The organism is Rhodoferax sp. (assembly GCF_039922535.1).
In the GTDB taxonomy this organism is placed as follows: domain Bacteria; phylum Pseudomonadota; class Gammaproteobacteria; order Burkholderiales; family Burkholderiaceae_C; genus Rhodoferax_B.
Map to the genome: position 1 here is coordinate 1 of NZ_JBDTEM010000198.1, position 16,979 is coordinate 16,979.

15 protein-coding genes, 1 tRNA gene and 2 pseudogenes are annotated in these 16,979 nt (G+C 62.6%); 10 read left to right on the forward strand and 8 right to left on the reverse strand.

Translation table 11 applies throughout. The features are described 5' to 3' along the window. Positions 1-686 (forward strand): Crp/Fnr family transcriptional regulator (locus tag ABI213_RS09310; RefSeq protein WP_348026837.1); only part of this gene is annotated, 686 nt, incomplete at its 5' end. Positions 687-688: 2 nt separating this feature from the next. On the opposite strand, the gene ABI213_RS09315 is transcribed toward ABI213_RS09310, so the two are convergent. Both ABI213_RS09315 and ABI213_RS09320 read right to left on the reverse strand, forming a co-directional pair. Continuing rightward, positions 689-1,354, reverse strand: coding sequence for a hypothetical protein (locus ABI213_RS09315; RefSeq protein ID WP_348007733.1), 666 nt, complete (start codon positions 1,352-1,354; stop codon positions 689-691). Positions 1,355-1,506: 152 nt separating this feature from the next. After that, positions 1,507-1,583, reverse strand: a tRNA-Arg gene (locus ABI213_RS09320). 56 nt (positions 1,584-1,639) lie between these two features. Between ABI213_RS09320 and nagA the strand changes: the two genes are divergently transcribed. After that, complete coding sequence (nagA, locus tag ABI213_RS09325; protein WP_348007732.1) at positions 1,640-2,761, forward strand: N-acetylglucosamine-6-phosphate deacetylase; 1,122 nt, start codon at positions 1,640-1,642, stop codon at positions 2,759-2,761. A gap of 62 nt (positions 2,762-2,823) precedes the next feature. On the opposite strand, the gene ABI213_RS09330 is transcribed toward nagA, so the two are convergent. From ABI213_RS09330 to ABI213_RS09340, 3 genes are read right to left on the reverse strand one after another with little or no spacing between them, the layout of a single operon-like run. Next, on the reverse strand, positions 2,824-4,284 hold the full coding sequence (locus ABI213_RS09330; RefSeq protein WP_348007731.1) for an ATP-binding protein: 1,461 nt from the start codon (positions 4,282-4,284) through the stop codon (positions 2,824-2,826). Next, positions 4,277-4,993, reverse strand: a complete 717-nt coding sequence (locus tag ABI213_RS09335) for a response regulator transcription factor (RefSeq protein WP_348007730.1) — start codon at positions 4,991-4,993, stop codon at positions 4,277-4,279. Before ABI213_RS09335 ends, ABI213_RS09330 begins: the two co-directional genes overlap by 8 nt. Positions 4,994-5,003: 10 nt before the next feature. After that, positions 5,004-6,278 (reverse strand): ABC transporter substrate-binding protein, encoded by a 1,275-nt coding sequence (locus ABI213_RS09340; protein WP_348007729.1) that lies wholly within the window; start codon positions 6,276-6,278, stop codon positions 5,004-5,006. A 261-nt stretch (positions 6,279-6,539) separates the two neighbouring features. On the opposite strand from ABI213_RS09340, the gene ABI213_RS09345 reads away from it, so the two are divergent. The 7 genes from ABI213_RS09345 (at position 6,540) to ABI213_RS09375 (ending at position 13,900) form a co-directional block, all read left to right on the forward strand. Next, positions 6,540-7,787 (forward strand): ABC transporter substrate-binding protein, encoded by a 1,248-nt coding sequence (locus ABI213_RS09345; RefSeq protein WP_348026839.1) that lies wholly within the window; start codon positions 6,540-6,542, stop codon positions 7,785-7,787. 62 nt (positions 7,788-7,849) lie between these two features. After that, on the forward strand, positions 7,850-8,764 hold the full coding sequence (locus ABI213_RS09350; protein ID WP_348005976.1) for a sugar ABC transporter permease: 915 nt from the start codon (positions 7,850-7,852) through the stop codon (positions 8,762-8,764). A 7-nt stretch (positions 8,765-8,771) separates the two neighbouring features. Next, positions 8,772-9,614 (forward strand): carbohydrate ABC transporter permease, encoded by an 843-nt coding sequence (locus ABI213_RS09355; protein WP_348005977.1) that lies wholly within the window; start codon positions 8,772-8,774, stop codon positions 9,612-9,614. A gap of 13 nt (positions 9,615-9,627) precedes the next feature. Continuing rightward, positions 9,628-10,767 (forward strand): sn-glycerol-3-phosphate ABC transporter ATP-binding protein UgpC, encoded by a 1,140-nt coding sequence (ugpC, locus tag ABI213_RS09360; RefSeq protein WP_348005978.1) that lies wholly within the window; start codon positions 9,628-9,630, stop codon positions 10,765-10,767. Between the two features lie 8 nt (positions 10,768-10,775). Beyond that, positions 10,776-11,660, forward strand: coding sequence for a BadF/BadG/BcrA/BcrD ATPase family protein (locus tag ABI213_RS09365; protein WP_348005979.1), 885 nt, complete (start codon positions 10,776-10,778; stop codon positions 11,658-11,660). A gap of 9 nt (positions 11,661-11,669) precedes the next feature. Beyond that, complete coding sequence (locus ABI213_RS09370; protein WP_348005980.1) at positions 11,670-12,692, forward strand: SIS domain-containing protein; 1,023 nt, start codon at positions 11,670-11,672, stop codon at positions 12,690-12,692. A gap of 524 nt (positions 12,693-13,216) precedes the next feature. Beyond that, the gene (locus ABI213_RS09375) at positions 13,217-13,900 is read left to right on the forward strand and encodes a hypothetical protein (protein WP_348026841.1); all 684 of its coding nucleotides are present in this window, start codon (positions 13,217-13,219) and stop codon (positions 13,898-13,900) included. Between the two features lie 723 nt (positions 13,901-14,623). On the opposite strand, the gene ABI213_RS09380 is transcribed toward ABI213_RS09375, so the two are convergent. Both ABI213_RS09380 and ABI213_RS09385 read right to left on the reverse strand, forming a co-directional pair. Next, positions 14,624-15,775, reverse strand: a complete 1,152-nt coding sequence (locus ABI213_RS09380) for a hypothetical protein (protein WP_348005982.1) — start codon at positions 15,773-15,775, stop codon at positions 14,624-14,626. Positions 15,776-16,091: 316 nt separating this feature from the next. Continuing rightward, positions 16,092-16,301, reverse strand: a pseudogene (locus tag ABI213_RS09385) (MFS transporter); the annotation flags it as partial. Positions 16,302-16,374: 73 nt separating this feature from the next. Here ABI213_RS09385 and ABI213_RS09390 point away from each other — a divergent pair. Further along, positions 16,375-16,542, forward strand: a complete 168-nt coding sequence (locus ABI213_RS09390; protein ID WP_348005983.1) for a hypothetical protein — start codon at positions 16,375-16,377, stop codon at positions 16,540-16,542. A 144-nt stretch (positions 16,543-16,686) separates the two neighbouring features. Here the strand turns inward: ABI213_RS09390 and ABI213_RS09395 are convergent. Continuing rightward, positions 16,687-16,979, reverse strand: a pseudogene (locus tag ABI213_RS09395) (BMP family ABC transporter substrate-binding protein); the annotation flags it as partial.

The window sequence follows — 16,979 nt, forward strand, 5'->3', positions numbered from 1 at the left end:
CCGCCATCAATGCAGGGCACTGGTTTGCATCCCTTTCGCCATCATTACGGCACGACATCCTGCGCTGCGCCTACGTCAAACGCTACCAAGACAACGGGCTGATTGCCGCACGCGGCGAGCCGCCCGAGGAATGGGTGGCCTGTGCCAAGGGCGCGGTGCGGGTGAGTTCCACCTCGCTCTCAGGCAAACAAATCACCCTGACCTATATGGAGCCCGGCACCTGGTTTGGCGATATCGCTATCTTTGACGGCGACCGCCGCACCCACGATGCTTACGCCCATGGAGAAACCACCCTGCTGTGCGTCGCCAAGGCCGACTTCAAAAAGATACTGGCCACCCACACCGAGCTCTACGAGGCCATGCTGCGCCTACAGGCGCGGCGCATCCGCCAACTGTTTGGCCTGGTGGAAGACCTGAACACCCTGCCCTTGCGCGCCCGGCTGGCCAAGCAGCTGCTGCACCTGGCCCGCAGCTACGGCATTCCCAGCCTGTCCAACGCCAACGAGATCCGCATCAGCCTGCAACTGGCCCAAGAAGAGCTGGCACAGCTGCTGGGCGCATCGCGCCAGCGGGTCAACCAGGAACTGAAAGCCATGGAACGCGACAACGTGATCGGCATCGAAACCGCCGGTTTGATGATCCGCGACCGCACGGCGCTATTGCGGATTGTGGAAGCCGATAGCTAAATCTAAGCTAGCAACTGGGCCGACACGCAGGCCTGGGTGAACACCGCCACCGCATGCCGCAGCGTGGGTACATCGGGCTGCGGATACTCCAAGCGCAGGTAGACGCGGCCCCGTTGCACCTGCAAGATAAAGGGTGTGGCCTGCTGCACCGCACTGTTCGGCCAGGCCTGTAGCAGGTCCATCAACGGCCCCTCCAGCCACTGCTGGGCCTGGGTGCGGTTGTCGGCCACCAGGGCGTAATGGTCCCAAAATTCCAGTGGCGCGGTGCTCCAGCCTACTTGGTCGTACATCGCCAGCCAACGCACTTCTTCGGGTAACTCCGCGTCCACCGTGGTTTGCACACCGTGGGTTGCCTGCTCGTAGACACGCTTTTCCAGCGATTCCTTGAGCGGGCGGTTGATCAGCATGATGGCCAGATTTTCGGACAGGCCCAGTTCGGCCCGGGCGCGCAGTTCGGCACCAACGATAAAGTCCCGGCCAGCCGGGCTTTGCTCCATCCGCCAGGCGCGGCCGCCCACCGTGCCGATCAGGGCAAAGCCGGTGCCATCGGCCAGCCGGTCGAACTCTAGCCCCTGCGCACCGGCCCAACCGCTGACAGCTTCTAGATCGGCAGCGTCGGGCCCGGAGCCCATCGCCCGGCCGACCCAATTTTTGATGCGCTTGAGCATGCGCGCCTGCTTTCTTTGTGGGACTAAGCCAGTGCAGCAGCCCAAACTGCGCAAGGGCGATTGCTACGCAAACTATAGCTTCCCGCGCAGGTCAAATATGCGCTAGAGGCTTATTTGACGCCTAAAATACCCCGTAAAACAGGGTTGCGCTGTGGTCTACCCGACAGGGATCGAACCTGTGACCCTCAGCTTAGAAGGCTGATGCTCTATCCAACTGAGCTACGGGTAGTAGCCTAAGATTCTAACCTTTCAGGTCTACGGCCCGCCCTCTCACACCCCCTCCCTATGCGCACCCTCCACGGAAACATCCTGACCCCCGGCGGCTTCGTCACGGGGGACATCGCCTTCACCGCCGATGGCCACATTGCCAGCATCACTGGCAGCCCCGCCCCCACCGCCAGCGTGCGCGATGCGGGCCTGCCGTTGGTGCTGCCCGGCTTTATCGACCTGCACGTGCACGGCGGCGCGGGGCACGACATCATGGAAGGCGGCGACGCGGTGTTGCATGTCACCCGGCTGCACGCCCGGCATGGCACCACCTCGCTGCTGGCCACCACCATGACCGCGCCGATGGCCGACTTGGAAGCCGCGTTCAGCGCGCTCGGCAGCCATACCCAGCAGCGCCCGGCGGGAGCGGCCCGGGTACTGGGCGTGCACCTGGAAGGCCCGTACATCAGCGAAGCCAAACTGGGCGCGCAACCGCCGTTTGCCCGGCCCGTGAGCCATGCGGAAATCAACCGCCTGCACGCCCTGGCCCCGATCCGCCTGATCACCTTGGCGCCCGAGGTAGGTGGCAACCTCGACATGATCGCCCAGCTGTGTGCCGACGGCTACAAGGTGCAGCTCGGCCACACCACCGGCAGCTACGAAGACGGCGTGGCCGCGCTGCGCCAGGGCGCAACCGGCTTCACCCATTTGTTCAACGCCATGTCGGCCCTGCACCACCGTGAACCCGGCATGGTCGGCGCGGCGCTGGCGCATGCCCGGTTTGCCGAAATCATTCCCGACCTGCTGCACGTGCACCCCGGTGCCATCCGCGCCGCGCTGCGCGCCATTCCCTGCCTGTACTGCGTGACCGACTCGACCTCGGCCGCAGGCATGCCCGACGGCGAATACACGCTGGGCCGCCACAAGGTGTTCAAGTGCCTGGGCGGCGTGCGGCTGGCAGACGGCACGCTGGCCGGATCGTCGCTGGCCATGGACCAGGCGCTGCGCAACCTGGTGGACAGCGTGGGGCTGGACCTGGCCGATGCGTCCAACCGCGTCTCGCGCTTTGCCGCTGAGCACATGGGCGTGGCGGACCGGGGCCAATTGGTGGCCGGTGCTTGGGCCGATGTGGTGGTGTTGGACCGCGACCTGGCGCTGCAGGCGGTGTTTGTGGAAGGTGAAGCGGTCAACCTGGGTTGATGTCGCCACTACTATTTATATAGCTGCCTGCGCAGGTGCCACCTGCGCCAGAGCCACTTTTTTTATAAATTTTCGGTCCGCACCGCAGGCAGCAGCACCGTCACCACCAGCCCGCATTCCGCGTGGTTGTGCAGCCGAATTTCACCGCCGTGGGCCTGGACGATGTTGCGGGCGATGCCCAGGCCCAGGCCGGTACCGGTGCGGTTGTTCTGCTGGCCGTGGCCCAGGCGCACATGCGGTTCGAAGGCGGCGGACATGGATGCCTGCGCAATGCCGGGGCCAAAGTCGCGCACCTCGACCACCGCCAGCGCACCCCGGTCGCTGAGTCGCAACTGCACCCGTTCGCCATACAGCACGGCGTTGTCCAGCAGGTTGCTGAAAGCCCGCTCCAGCGCCAGCGGCTTGCCCTGCACGCTGACCGCGTCCGATACAAATTCGATGCTGGCGTTGGGGTGGATCGGCCGCTTGGCCAGCCGCGCCAGCAAGGTATCTAGCCGCACGGGGGTCAGATTCTCGTGGATGTCGGTGTCTTTGACACTTTGCAGCGCGGCCTTGACCATCACGTCCAGGTCGTCCAGGTCTTCGTGGAAATCGGCCTGCAGGGCTTCGTCGTCCAATAGCTCGGTGCGCAGCTTAAGCCGCATGATGGGCGTTTTCAGGCCGTGGGAGATGCCCAAAAACAGCCGCTCGCGGTCTACCAGGTAGCGCTGGATGCGGGCCTGCATCTCGTTGAAGGCGCGGGCCGTACGGCGCAGCTCAGCGGTGCCGGTTTCAGGCACGGGTTCGGGCACGCTGTCGCTGCCAAAGGCGTTGGCAGCCGAGGCAATGCGGTTCAGCGGGCGAATCAGCCCGCGCACCAGCAGCACCGCCAGCAACAGCACCGTCAGCAGCGTCACCAATTGCAGCGCTAGCCGGTCCCAGGTGAGCGGATTGGCGTTGTCCAGAAAGTAGGGGTCTGGCATGGGCGCAGCCAGGTACAGCCAGCGGCCGGGCTCGAATTCGGACTGGATCACCAGCACCGGCGCGGGGCGCGGGCGCAGCAGCAAAGTGGCTTCGACCCAGGATTCGGGCAGGTCATTCACCGTGCGACCGTCGTCCGACACCTGCAGGCCATCGGGCCAGGCAAACGCTACATCTGGGGCCTGGGCCGGATGCAGATTGCCCACCAGGTCGTCACGCACCACGGTCACCACGGCATCCACCAGGGGGTTGCCGGCCAGCGGAGTGATGGGCACGCGCTCGCGGTTCACATTGACGAAAAACCGCGTGCCGCCCATGGTGCGCAGCTGCTCGATCAGGATGGGCCGGTATTTGGGCGGCAGGTCGCGGAAAAACCGCAGTGTGCCCGCCGCATTCACCGCCAGGTGGTGGGCCGCGCCCAAGGCCTCGGTGCGGGCGCTTTCGCGCAACTGGCGCGCCCACAGCAAGGTGCCCACCAGCTGCGCGCTGACCACGCCCAGGGCCATCACCAGCACGATGCGGCCCAGCAGGCTGTCGGGCAGCCAGCGTTTCAAATTAGGCATCCGAGGCCACCACGTCGGCCGAGAACACATAGCCACTGCCGCGCACGGTCTTGATCAACAGCGGCTGCTTGCCGTCGTCGCTCAGGCGCTGGCGCAGGCGGCTAACCTGCACGTCCAGCGAACGGTCCAGCGGCCCCAGGTCGCGGCCCCGGGTTTGCTCCATCAGGCGACCCCGGTCCAGGGTTTCACCGGCATGCTCGGCAAAGAAGCGCAGCAGGTTGAAGTCCATGCTGGTCAGCACCACCAGGGCACCCGCCGCGTCTGTCAACTGCCGCTCTAGCAGGTCCATGCTGAAACCGGCAAAACGCAGAAAGCGTACCGCCGCCCCGGCACCGCCCAATTGCATGCGGCGGTGGATGGCCTTGATGCGGGCCAGCAGCTCGCGCGGGTTGTAGGGTTTGGCGATGTAGTCGTCAGCACCCAGCTCCAGGCCGACGATGCGGTCGGTGTCGTCGGCGCTGGCGGTCAGCATGATGATGGGCACGGGCGACTGGCGGCGCACGGTCTGGCACAGGGTGAAGCCGTCGGTATCGGGCAGCATCACGTCCAGAATCACCAAGCTGAGCAGATCGCGAAAGCGCTCGAACTCGGCCAAAAAGCTGGCCCCGTCGTGCGCCACACGCACCTCGTATTGGTGCTTTTCCAGGTAGGTTTTGAGCAGATTGCGGGTTTTTTGGTCGTCGTCGACGACCAGGATGGTTCTGTTCATTCGGATCTTTTCAACGTTCGGCAGTCGGCGCGCGGATCACGGCAGCCAGTCGGCGCTGGGCCTCGACGGGCTCCATGCGCGGGTCGGTCAGGTAGCGCCACAGGGTTTGGGCCACCGCGTCTTTGATGGATTCGTCGGCCGCCATGCGGTGGGCCAAGCTGGGCACGCGGGCGGTGCGCGGGTCGGCAAAGCTGGCCCAGGAGTCGCGGGCGCAACTGTCCAGGCTGGCCACGTCGATATCGCGCTGCACCGGCACCGAGCCTTTGATACGGTTGTAGGCCAATTGGGCGGGCGTACTGGAGACCAGCTCGGCCACCTTTTCCTGGGTGGCCTCGCGGTGGTGGCCGTTGGCCAGCATGGCCAGGGTATCGATGCTGTAGAGGTGCGTGTTTTCGGTGCCGGGCAGCACCACGCAACCAAAGTCCTTGCTGGGGCTGGCACCCCAGGCCATCAGCTCGCCCTTGGCCCAGTCGCCCATCACCATCATCGCCACCTTGCCCACCAGCAGCTCGCGGGCCGCATCGGTCCAGGCCTGTTCGCGCGGGGTTTCGCCGTTGATGTTGCGCAGCCAACGCAGCCGTACCAAGGCCCGCTCCACCCGCGGGTCCATCCAGGCGCTGCTTTTGCGCTGCACGATCAGCTCGCGGTACAGCGCCGGGCCCGCATCGCTGAGCAGCACCGCCTCAAACACGGTGGCAATTTGCCAGGGCTCGTCGCTCCAGGCCAGCGGCTGGATACCCAGCGCCGTCAGCTTGCGCACCACTACCTCAAATTCTGCCCAGGTGGTGGGCGGCGGCAGGCCGATGCGGGCAAACAGGCGGCGGTTGTACAGCAGGGTGTTGATGCGGTGGATGCCCAGCGGCGCGGCAATCACCATGCCGTTGTAGCTAACCAGGTCCATCACGGTGGGAAACAAGGTTTGCGCCCAGCGCTGGCGGCTGGCCACGGCGTTCAGCGGCAGCACCAGGCCTACATCGGCCCATTCGGTCAGCGTCGTGCCTATGAGTTGCGCCACGTCGGGCGAGTCGCCCATCAGCACCCGGCTCTTGAGCACCTTGACCGCCGCCATGCCGCCACCGCCCGGTATAGCCGCATCGCGCCATTGCACGCCGTTGGCTGCCAGAATGGCACTGAGCTGGTTGGCCGCGCGGCGTTCGCTGGCCGAGGTGAGCCAGTGCAGCACATCCACCGGCTGGGCCGGTGTTTGCGCCCAGCCCGGCAAGGCCAGCGCGGCCCAACCCAGCAACACCACGGCCACGGCTTTCAAGACGGCAAGAGCTTTCATTTCCTATCGAAATGTAATGTTATCTATCGCAGCGCCACAGGCGGCCACAGCGCTTGCCCACGCGCCACATCTGCAACGTAATGAAACGTAATGCGGGTGCGCCAGCGGTGGATTTAAGTTCAACAAAATCAAGTACTTAGAAGATTCAAATCGCCAGGCAGGGGTGGTTTGATATTACAGGTGGCACAGCATAACCTCCGGCCCATTGAATGCCCACACATCCCGTGCAGGGTTCAAGCCCCCCCCCAGGAGACCCCGTCCATGCGCATCCCATTCCACCTCACGGCCACCGCCATTGCCCTGGTTTGCAGCGGCTTTGCCCACGCGGGCAACCTCACCATTGAAAGCTGGCGGGTGGACGACAAAGCCCTGTGGGAAGAGGTTTTGTTGCCCGCCTTCAACAAGACCAACCCTGGCATCACCGTCAAGTTCTCGCCCACCTCGCCACCCGAATACGACTCGGCCCTGAACACCCGCCTGACCGCTGGCACCGCAGGCGACCTGATCACCTGCCGCCCCTTCGACGTGTCGCTGGATCTGGCCAAAAAAGGCTATCTAGAAAAACTCAACGGCATTCCGGGCCTGAAGAACTTCCCCGAGTCGGCCCAAGTGGCATGGCAGTCGGACGATGGCAAAAGCACCCACTGCATCCCCATGGCCTCGGTGATCCACGGCTTCTTCTACAACAAGAAGGTGTTTGCCGACCTGGGCCTGGCCGTGCCGGTCACCGAAGCCGACTTCTTCACTGTGCTCGACAAGATCAAGGCGGCTGGCAAGGTCACACCCATCGCGCTGGGCACGGCCGACCAGTGGGAAACCAACCAGATCGTCTTCACCGGCATTGGCCCGAACCACTGGAAGGGCGAAGAAGGCCGCAAGGGCCTGATCAGCGGCAAGAAGAAGTTCACCGACCCTGAATTCGTTAGCACCTGGGAAACCATGGCCAAGTGGGCACCTTATCTGTCCAAGGGCTACCAGGCCCAAACCTACGGCGACTCGCAAAATCTGTTTGGCTCGGGCCGTGCCGCCATCTACCCCACGGGCTCATGGGACATCTCGTACTTCGAAGCCAACGGCAAGGTCGATTTCGGTGCCTTCAAGCCGCCCGTGCAAAAAGCCGGTGACCCTTGCTACATCTCGGACCACACCGACATCGGCATGGGCATCAACAGCAAGAGCAAAAACAAGGCCGACGCACAGGTATTCCTGAACTGGCTGGCCAGCAAGGAATTTGCCGACCTGTACACCAACAAGGCCACGGGCTTCTTCTCGCTGTCCAGCCACGCTATCGAGGTGAAGAACCCCGTGGCCAAGGAAATGATCGGCTGGCGCAAGCAGTGCAAGAGCACCATCCGCCTGAACGCGCAAATCATGAACCGTGGCACGCCCAGCATGGAAAACGAACTCTGGAACGTCAGCTCGCAGGTCATGAACCTGAAGATGTCGCCCAAGGATGCCGCGCAGCAGATCCAGACCGGATTTGCCAAGTGGTACACGCCAGCCAAGTAAGAACACGGTGCGGCAAGCCCTGTGGGCTTGCCGCCGTGTGACGACCTCCATCAAGGTTCAAGATGAAACAAGGATTCTCCTGGCGCGTGCTGGTGTTCATCACACCGGCCTTGCTGATCTACGCGGTGTTCAGCGCCCTGCCGCTGCTGGACACCCTGCGCCTGGGGCTGTACAGCACCGACGACACCGGTGTGCGCACGTTTTCTGGCCTGGCCAACTACGCCACCATCTTGCACGACCCGCAGTGGTCGGCCAGCTTCTGGAACGCGATGCTGAACAACCTGAAGTTCTTCGGCATCCACATGCTGGCGCAAAACCCCATGGGCCTGCTGCTGGCGGCCCTGCTGTCGTTGCGCAACGTGCGCTTTGCGGCGGTCTACCGCACCGTGTTTTTCTTGCCCACGCTCTTGTCGGTGGTGATCGTGGGCTTTGTCTGGCAACTGATTCTGTCGCCCCTGTGGGGCGTGTCCGAACACCTGCTGTCGCTGGTCGGCCTGCAGGACTGGTTTGCGCCCTGGCTGGGGCTGGAGTCTTCCGCGCTCATCACCTTGTCGCTGATGTCGGTGTGGCAGTACGTCGGCATTCCGATGATGCTGATCTACGCCGCGATGATCGCCATCCCCGAGGACGTGATCGAAGCCGCGGTGGTCGAAGGTGCATCGCCCTGGCGCATCTTCTGGCAGATTCGCCTGCCGCTGATCTTGCCCACCCTGGGCTTGGTGACCATCCTGACCTTCGTGGCCAATTTCAACGCCTTTGACCTGATCTACACCGTCAAGGGCGGGCTGGCCGGGCCCAACTACAGCACCGACATTCTGGGCACGCTGTTCTACCGCACCTTCTTCGGCTACCAGTCGCAAGTGGCTAGCCCGACCATGGGCGCAGCGGTGGCCACGCTGATGTTTTTGGTGATCCTGCTGGGCGTTGCCGCCTACTTTCTGCTGGTGCAGCGCCGCCTGCAACGCTTTGCCCTGTAAGCACATGATGGCCAAAACCCTCCCCAAAGTCGCTCCCAGCCGCCTGTTTGTGCACGCCGCCCTGCTGGGCTACCTGGTGCTGGCGATAGCGCCCATCCTGCTGGTGTTCATGAACTCGTTCAAAGAGCGCGGCGCGATCTTTGACGACCCGCTGGCCTGGCCCACGCCTGAGACGTTCTCGCTGGTGGGCTACCACAAGGTGCTGGGCCGTTCCGACGTGTGGCTGTACTTTGGCAACAGCTTTACCGTTACCGTGGCCTCGCTGTTCTTTATCTTGCTGTTTGGCGCAATGGTGGCCTGGGCACTGTCGGAATACAAGTTCAACGGCAACCGCTGGCTCAAGCTGTTCTTTGCCTTCGGCATCATGGTGCCGATCCGGCTGGGCACGGTGTCGATTCTGCAGATCATGGTCAGCCTGGGCCTGGTCAACACGCTTACCGCCCTGGTGCTGGTCTACGTGGCCCAGGGCCTGCCGCTGGCCATCATGATTCTGTCGGAATTCATGGGCCAGGTGCCCGGCGAGCTAAAAGATGCCGCCCGCTGCGACGGCATCGACGAATTCCGCATCTTCTTCCAGGTGGTGGTGCCGCTGATCCGCCCCGCCATTGCCACGGTCGCCGTGTTCACCATGGTGCCGATCTGGAACGACCTGTGGTTCCCGCTGATCCTGGCCCCATCAGAAAAGACCCAGACCATCACCCTGGGCATCCAGCAGTTTGTGGGCCAGTACGCCACCGACTGGAACGCCGTGCTGGCCGCGCTGGCGCTGGCCATCATCCCCGTGGTCGTGCTCTACGCCCTGTTTTCACGCCAACTGATACGCGGCATCACCGCCGGTGCAGTGAAGTAACCGGTTAAAAATAATGGCAAAAGTTTCCATCCAAAACGTCTCCAAGTCCTTTGGCAGCACGCCCGTTTTACAAGATGTCAGCCTGGACATCGAGCACGGCGAACTGGTCGTGCTGGTCGGCCCCAGCGGCTGCGGCAAGTCCACCCTGCTCCGCGTGCTCTGCGGGCTGGAAGAGATCGACAGCGGCACGCTGCGCATCGGCGACGACATCGTCAACGGCATGCCCCCGGCCGAGCGCGGCATCGCCATGGTGTTCCAAAGCTATGCGCTGTATCCGCATATGACCGTGTACCGCAACATGGCCTTCGGCCTGAAGATCCACGGTGCCGACAAGGCCGAGGTCGAGCGCCGGGTGCGCGCGGCCGCCAAGGTGCTGCACATTGACCACCTGCTGGAGCGCCTGCCGCGTGAACTCTCGGGCGGCCAGCGCCAGCGCGTGGCGATTGGCCGCGCCATCGTGCGCGAGCCCCGTTTGTTCCTGTTCGACGAACCGCTGTCGAACCTGGACGCCGCCCTGCGTGCCAAGACCCGCATCGAACTGGCCCGCTTGCACCGCGACCTGGCCGCCACCATGGTGTATGTGACGCACGACCAGATCGAGGCCATGACGCTGGGCGACAAGATCGTAGTGCTGCACGAGGGCCGGGTGCAGCAGGCGGGCACGCCACTCACCCTGTACCAGCAGCCCGCCAACCGCTTCGTCGCCACCTTCATCGGCTCGCCCACCATCAACCTGCTGCCCGCCCGGGTGGTCGAACTGGCCGAGCAAGGCGTGCGCGTGCAATTGGGCAACGGCTGCAAATTCCTCGCCACCGTGGACCCCAGTGGCCTGCAAATCGGCGAGTCGGTAGAGATTGGCCTGCGCCCTGAGCACTGCGAAGTGCTCACCGGCGACCGTGCGCCGGGTGTGGACGATGCCGCGCTGGACGCGGAAATCACCCTGGTCGAACACCTGGGCGAATCCAACCTGCTGTACCTGAAGACCGACGACGGCCAGGAACTGATCGTGCGTGGCGACGGCAATGCCGCCGTGCGCCTGGGCGACTCGGTGATCATCCGCGCCGTGCCCGAAGCCATGTATTTGTTCCGTGCCGACGGCAGTGCCTGCCCGCGTTTGCGACCCGGTAATATGCGGTCCGCCCACGCCCTATGAGACTGTCCATGAACTTGCCTGCACACATCCACTACCTGGTCGGCGTAGACGGAGGCGGCACCAGCACCCGCGCCCGCATCACCCGCACCGATGGAGCCGTGTTGGGCGAAGGCCAGGCCGGTGCCTCCGGCCTGGTGCACGGCCAGGTACAGGCTTGGCAGCACATCCAGTTAGCAATACAGCGCGCGGTAGAGGCCAGTACGCCCAGCACCCTGCCAGCACCCAACCCAAGCAACTGCGCACTGGGTATCGGCGTGGCGGGCTTCAACAACGCCGCCTGGCGCACGCAGTTCCTGGCCAGCAACCCCGGCTACGCCCATTTGGCGGCCGATACCGATGCCTTCACCGCCTTGCTCGGTGCCCACCGCGGCCAGCCCGGCGCACTGGTGATTGCGGGTACCGGCACCGTGGCCCTGGCCCTGCATGCCGACGGCACACGCCGGGCCGCGGGCGGTTGGGGCTTTCCGTCGGGCGACGACGGCGGCGGCGCCATCCTCGGCATGCGGGCGGTGAATCTGGCCCAGCATGTGGTCGATGGGCTGCGCCCGGCCAGCCCGCTGAGCCGCGCGGTGCTGGCGGCCGTTGGCGACTCGGCCGATGCCTTGCTGGACTGGTGCTGCGCCGCCAGCCAATCGGATTTCGCCACCCTGGTGCCGCTGGTATTTGACACTGAAGACCACGACGCGCTGGCGGCACAGCTACTGCGCGAAGCCGTGCAGGCGGTGGAGCAACTGGCCGCCGCGGTGGACCCGCAGGGCACGCTGCCGCTGGTGCTGTGGGGCAGCATCGCTCAGCGCCTGGCACCGCGCCTGGCCGCCACTACCCAGGCCCGCCTGACAACGCCCCAGGGCGATGCGCTGGACGGCGCCTTGACCCTCAGCTTTTCCCACTAGGAGCCCCCTTTGACCACCAATATGTTTGACGAGGCCATCTCGTCCGCGCACCAGGTACGCCTGCAACTCGCGTCCGACCAAGACCGTTATGCCGCGCTGGGCACCGCTTTGCGCGCCCGCCCACCCGGCGGCACCGTCACCATCGCCCGCGGCAGCTCCGACCACGCGGCCGCCTACATGGCCTACCTGATCATGGCCCGCAGCGGCCAACTGGTGACCTCGCTGCCGATGTCGCTGCTGACCCTGTACCAGGCACCGCTGGCCATTGGCCAGATGCTGGCCATCTCCATTTCGCAGTCGGGCCGCAGCCCGGACTTGGTGGAGCCCATGCAACAATTCCAGCGCGCCGGTGCCACCACCGTGGCGCTGGTGAACGACACCGCTTCGCCCCTGGCCGCCGCCGTGGACTGGGCCATGCCCTTGCACGCCGGACCCGAGCTGAGCGTGGCCGCCACCAAAAGCTTCATCTGCGGCCTGGTCGCCGGTGCCCGCCTGGCCGCCAGTTGGGGCGCACAAAACGACTTCATCGCCCGCATAGACGGCCTGCCAGAAGCTCTGGAGCAGGCCTGCCAGCACGACTGGGCAGAGGCCATCGCCCCGCTGCTGGACGCTGAGCGCCTGATGGTGATAGGCCGTGGCCCCGGCCTGGCGATTGCCAATGAAGCCGCGCTGAAGTTCAAGGAAACCTGCGGCATCCAGGCCGAAGCCTTCAGCGCCGCCGAGGTCAAACACGGCCCGATGGCCCTGGTCGGCGATGCCTACCCGATGCTGGTATTCGCCCCCCGCGGCCCGGCCCAGGCCAGCCTGATCGCCCTGGCCGCCGAGATGCGCGAACGCGGTGCCCGCGTCCTGCTGGCCGCCCCCACCGACGTCGCCAGCCGCGACCTGACCCTGGCGACCGCCCCGCACGAAGACCTGGACCCGATCACCGCCATCCAAAGCTTCTACCTGCTGGTCGAAGCTGTGGCCCGCGCCCGTGGCCAGGACCCAGACCGGCCACGGCATTTGTCCAAGGTGACTAGTACGCGTTGAGACTTGGCTTTGGTTTATTAGAAATTGATATGAATTTGATAGCCACTTGCGCAGGTAATACTTGCGCTGGCGGCTATTTTCATTACTGGAAATCAGTCTCTTTTTTGTAGCAACTCAGTTGCTCTGGCTATCGGGAGCCGGCGTTGCTCAAGCGGGTTGGGCATGGCCCCCCGGCGGCGGCTACAGCAACGCGAATTGCACGGTGACAACAGATTGGACAAAGGCAGAATAAGGCCAGGAGCCAACGTTCACCCGCCTATATCGGATACCTTTGCGTCGTTATGAAACAGACTGCCTACAAATCCCCTGTCCGGCCTACTGCCTGTCCTAGATGCAAACGCGACCTTGCGGCGCCAGGGCCGTTCTGTCCCCATTGCCACTTTGACCTTAGCTATGGGTCACCCTCGCCTACGAAGATCGGCGACTGCATTTATTGCGGGACGCGCTGCCGTTACAGCCGCGAACACATCTACGGGAAGTGGATTAGAGACATGTTTGGGGCGCGGCACACCTCGGTCGTCCACATGTTCACTCGGCCAGAGGAATTCGTCGACGTATGGCCCCCCGGCACCATGCAAAGCAACGTGGAGACGCACCAGGGCAGTCTTTACGATCAGGTCGTGTTGAACGTCTGTGAGACATGCAACAACGAGTGGATGAGCCGTCTTCAAACCGCCGCACGGCCATTAGTCACCGAGCTTGCGACTGCGACATGGCGAACCTTCTCGCCTGATGATCAGGCAGTGCTTACTAGATGGATCGTCATGGTTGCGATCAACCTGCAATGTCATGCTCGACAGCTCTTCGCCACGGGACACCAGCGCAATCAATTGATGCATGGGGCGAGGCCGAACGGCTGGCAGGTCTTCGCCGGCACGATGCTTGATGACCGCTTTGGCGGCCGTCACTTCAATCGCTCCATGCTGACGGCCATTGGGTTGGGGGAGGACGAGTCTGTACCCCTTGTCTGCTGTTACTTTGTCATTGAACGCGCCGTGTTTCTCGCGTTCAGTTCCATCGGTGATAGGACTTTGGAGGTGGCCCTGCTTGGCAGCGGGGCCCACGGGAGACCCATGCCGCTCCGCTCGCTTCAGCCCGAAGCGGGAGTCCCTGAAGGGACTGGATGGATGTTCGTCTCACTCGATCAAGTCGATGCGATCCAAGGATGGTTCGGAGCGGTCGATCCTATGAGGATGAACCCGCCTTGATCGACATGGAAAACGTGTGAACTTTGTGCGCACCCCTGAGTACACAATGTTGTTGCCGCTCTGGGGAGCACCCTTCGTGACGTAGGTCTCGTCACCTTTCACAGTCGTTCTCCGGATGGCCAGCGACCCTGGAGGTCCGCTATGGGCTCCAAGCCGACATAAGCCCTTCCCGCAAATCCCCCAGCCCGACGGCAAATTGCGGCGTACCGGACCGCAAAAACCAGTACCAGCCGCATGGCGGCAGTTGGCTATCCGGCCAACCATATTCCCACCCAAGTGCCCTCGATACCCGATCCACAGCACGCGGCACCAGCTGCGACCTGACGCTGGCCTCCGCGCCACACGAAGACCTGGACCCGATCACCGCCATCCAAAGCTTCTACCTGCTGGTCGAAGCCGTGGCGCGCACGCGTGGCCAGGACCCGGACCGGCCACGGCATTTGTCCAAGGTGACCAGCACGCGCTGAGGTTTAGTATCAAATTGATAGCTACTGGCGCAGGATTTTTCTGCGCTGGGGGCGGATTTACGCATAGGGATTTAAATTAATTTTTGTAGCACAGAGAGGATGCAAGTCGTATGCCGAGCCCAGGCGGAGGCACGCTGTTAGAGGCTACAGATCTAGATAGTCGAGAAATCCTTGTGTTGCAAACAATCAGACAAAAATTAAGAACTTAGGTAGATAGGGAAATCAGTTGCCACCGTCTGCTGGCGGGGAGCGATTCTCAGACCCTCACCTGAACGTACTCCAGAGCAGCTTCGGGATTGGACTCGACGGTGCAGTCATAGAGCTTGTCCAAGCCCAGGTCACTTCGGGTCAGTACATTGGCAAGTGAGCGCTCCGTGAAGAAGGCGTCGCAGTATCCAACCGCCGCGGCCGCGTGGTGAATGTCGAAGAAGTCATTGGCTTTGAACTTCTGGCCTTTGCTCCAGCGAACGGCAGCATGTATTGATGCCTCGATGTGCAGAGTTCGCAGGGTGGCCTTTCCCTTGTCTAAACGCATAGCACCCACCAGCAAATTGAGGCACTGTCGCTCAATCGTCTTGTACCTGTCGGTATTCTTTGCCGGACGGGGTCCCAAGGAGGGTGGTGCCATGTTGCACACGATATCCACGGCGCGGCTGGCATAGAGGTCCATTACACCGACGAGCTCATGTTCGTAGACTTGCTTGAAGTTCTTGAGGCCCGCCGCATGTTCTGCGATGCCCTGGTTCAGGGTATGAGCAAGACGCTCATTGTCCCCAGTATCTTTAGTAGACATGGCATCACCAATGTGCGATTCGATTTCGATCAAGGGGATGGTCCACATGTGATCGAAAAATGCCTTCTCGATCGCCCCGCCGATATGCTCGTCGAACATGCCGACGGGCGGACTGAAGTAGCCCAACGCATAGCTGAGCTTGGTCCAAACGAGATGATCAAGTGGATAGACCTGCTCCGGAGTGAGCGCAGCATGAAGCAGATGGGCTATCTCAGTGCTGATGCGGATATCGAGCGAAATAATCGAGACACCTAGGCTCAACTCATCTATCAATGCTACGGTCCTCCGGCGAGAGTCCACGTCCAACTGCTTGAAGACTTCCAGAAAACAACTGTCCGAGATGGGGCAGAACGCTCGGCCATCGGCCACAGCTTCCCGGAGCGAGACCAACAGAGCGCTATAGGGATGATGTGAGGGACTGATGGCTTGTGCATCTCGAATGCCTATCCAAAACTTAATATCCAAATAGATCGCCTTTCGTCCCTTCAAGCTCGTAGCCAGTTCGATTTGCCTGTTCCGGCAATGCCTTTCCAGATCAACGTCCGGGCGAACCCGGTGGGCATCGATGGAAGTAGCAATATCGGCAGGAGCTGTGGGTTCAACTTTTTGTCTCACGAAATATTCCCTCGACGATCTGAGTAGTAAAAGTACCATCCTTTCCCAAGACACTGAGCAACGCACCAGATTTTTTCCTGTACGTGCTGTGAGGCCTGCGCAAAGCCCAAAACGCGAGTACCTAGAGATGCATGAAGCAGTCAACCAAGATCAAAATCTACCGGCACTTCTGTCAAAAGCGACCCGCGCACACCAAGTGCGTCGAATTTTATAAAATTTACTATCAATTAAATTGCTGCCAGCGCAGGTATCTTTTGCGCCATCAGCCATTTCCATAAAAGCATTTCACTCCTGCTTAGATAGCAAAACCCACCACCTACCTCACCGCCAACGCCGCCACGTGCGCGCTAGAGAACCGCGAGCGCCCATACAGCATGAACGCCGAGACCAGGCCACAGGCGGTAGCAAAGCCCATCCAGTAACCAGGCGCGACCTTGTCGCCAGTGGCTTCGATCAGCCAGGTGGACAGCAGGGACGTAAAGCCGCCGAAGATGGCGGTTGCCAAGTTAGAAGCCAGGGAGAAACCGATGGCGACGGTGCCGCACCACGCGGCCCGGCCTAGGCCAGCCTAGTCGCCCTGGCTACCCAGATTCTCCAGCGTGCTGCTGGCCACCCGCAGAGACGTGGCCAGCCGCGACCTGACCCTCGCCACCGCGCCGCACCAAACCCTGGACCCGATCACCGCCATCCAAAGCTTCTACCTGCGGGTCGAAGCCGTGGTGCGCACGGTCAGGACCCGGACCGGCCACGCCATCTGTCCAAGGTGACCCGCACGCGCCGAGACCCATTTAAACAAAAATTGCTGCTATTTTGATAGCCTTCAGCGCAGGTAGAAACTGCGCTGGTGGCCGATTTAACCACGTTATTTTTAATGCTATTTCTATAGCAAAACAAGGCAGCGTAAAGCGCTGTCAAACCGTCCCGTTCACCCCTTCGATCAGAAAATCCATACGGTCCAGGAAGGGGTCGTAGTTGCCGTAGCTCTTGTCGATTACCACCTTGCCGGTGTTGCTCTTGATCGGACCCACGAAGATCGGCTTGCCCACTTTCAGCTCGGCAATGGCTGCCGTGGCGGCGGTGCGCGCATGCTCGCTGGCACCGGCACCGAAAGGCGTGCTTTGCACCATGTCCTTGTCGTAGCCGCCGAAGAAGGTGTTGGGCAGCTTCTCGCCCTTGGCGATCATGCCGGCGAAGGATTTGTAGA

Coding starts and splice junctions, on each gene's coding strand:
- nagA (WP_348007732.1), top strand. CDS start 1,640: ATGCGCACCCTCCACGGAAACATCCTGACCCCCGGCGGCTTCGTCACG.
- ABI213_RS09350 (WP_348005976.1), top strand. CDS start 7,850: ATGAAACAAGGATTCTCCTGGCGCGTGCTGGTGTTCATCACACCGGCC.
- ABI213_RS09365 (WP_348005979.1), top strand. CDS start 10,776: ATGAACTTGCCTGCACACATCCACTACCTGGTCGGCGTAGACGGAGGC.
- ABI213_RS09375 (WP_348026841.1), top strand. CDS start 13,217: ATGTTCACTCGGCCAGAGGAATTCGTCGACGTATGGCCCCCCGGCACC.
- ABI213_RS09330 (WP_348007731.1), bottom strand. CDS start 4,284: ATGCCTAATTTGAAACGCTGGCTGCCCGACAGCCTGCTGGGCCGCATC.
- ugpC (WP_348005978.1), top strand. CDS start 9,628: ATGGCAAAAGTTTCCATCCAAAACGTCTCCAAGTCCTTTGGCAGCACG.
- ABI213_RS09315 (WP_348007733.1), bottom strand. CDS start 1,354: ATGCTCAAGCGCATCAAAAATTGGGTCGGCCGGGCGATGGGCTCCGGG.
- ABI213_RS09340 (WP_348007729.1), bottom strand. CDS start 6,278: ATGAAAGCTCTTGCCGTCTTGAAAGCCGTGGCCGTGGTGTTGCTGGGT.
- ABI213_RS09335 (WP_348007730.1), bottom strand. CDS start 4,993: ATGAACAGAACCATCCTGGTCGTCGACGACGACCAAAAAACCCGCAAT.
- ABI213_RS09345 (WP_348026839.1), top strand. CDS start 6,540: ATGCGCATCCCATTCCACCTCACGGCCACCGCCATTGCCCTGGTTTGC.
- ABI213_RS09355 (WP_348005977.1), top strand. CDS start 8,772: ATGGCCAAAACCCTCCCCAAAGTCGCTCCCAGCCGCCTGTTTGTGCAC.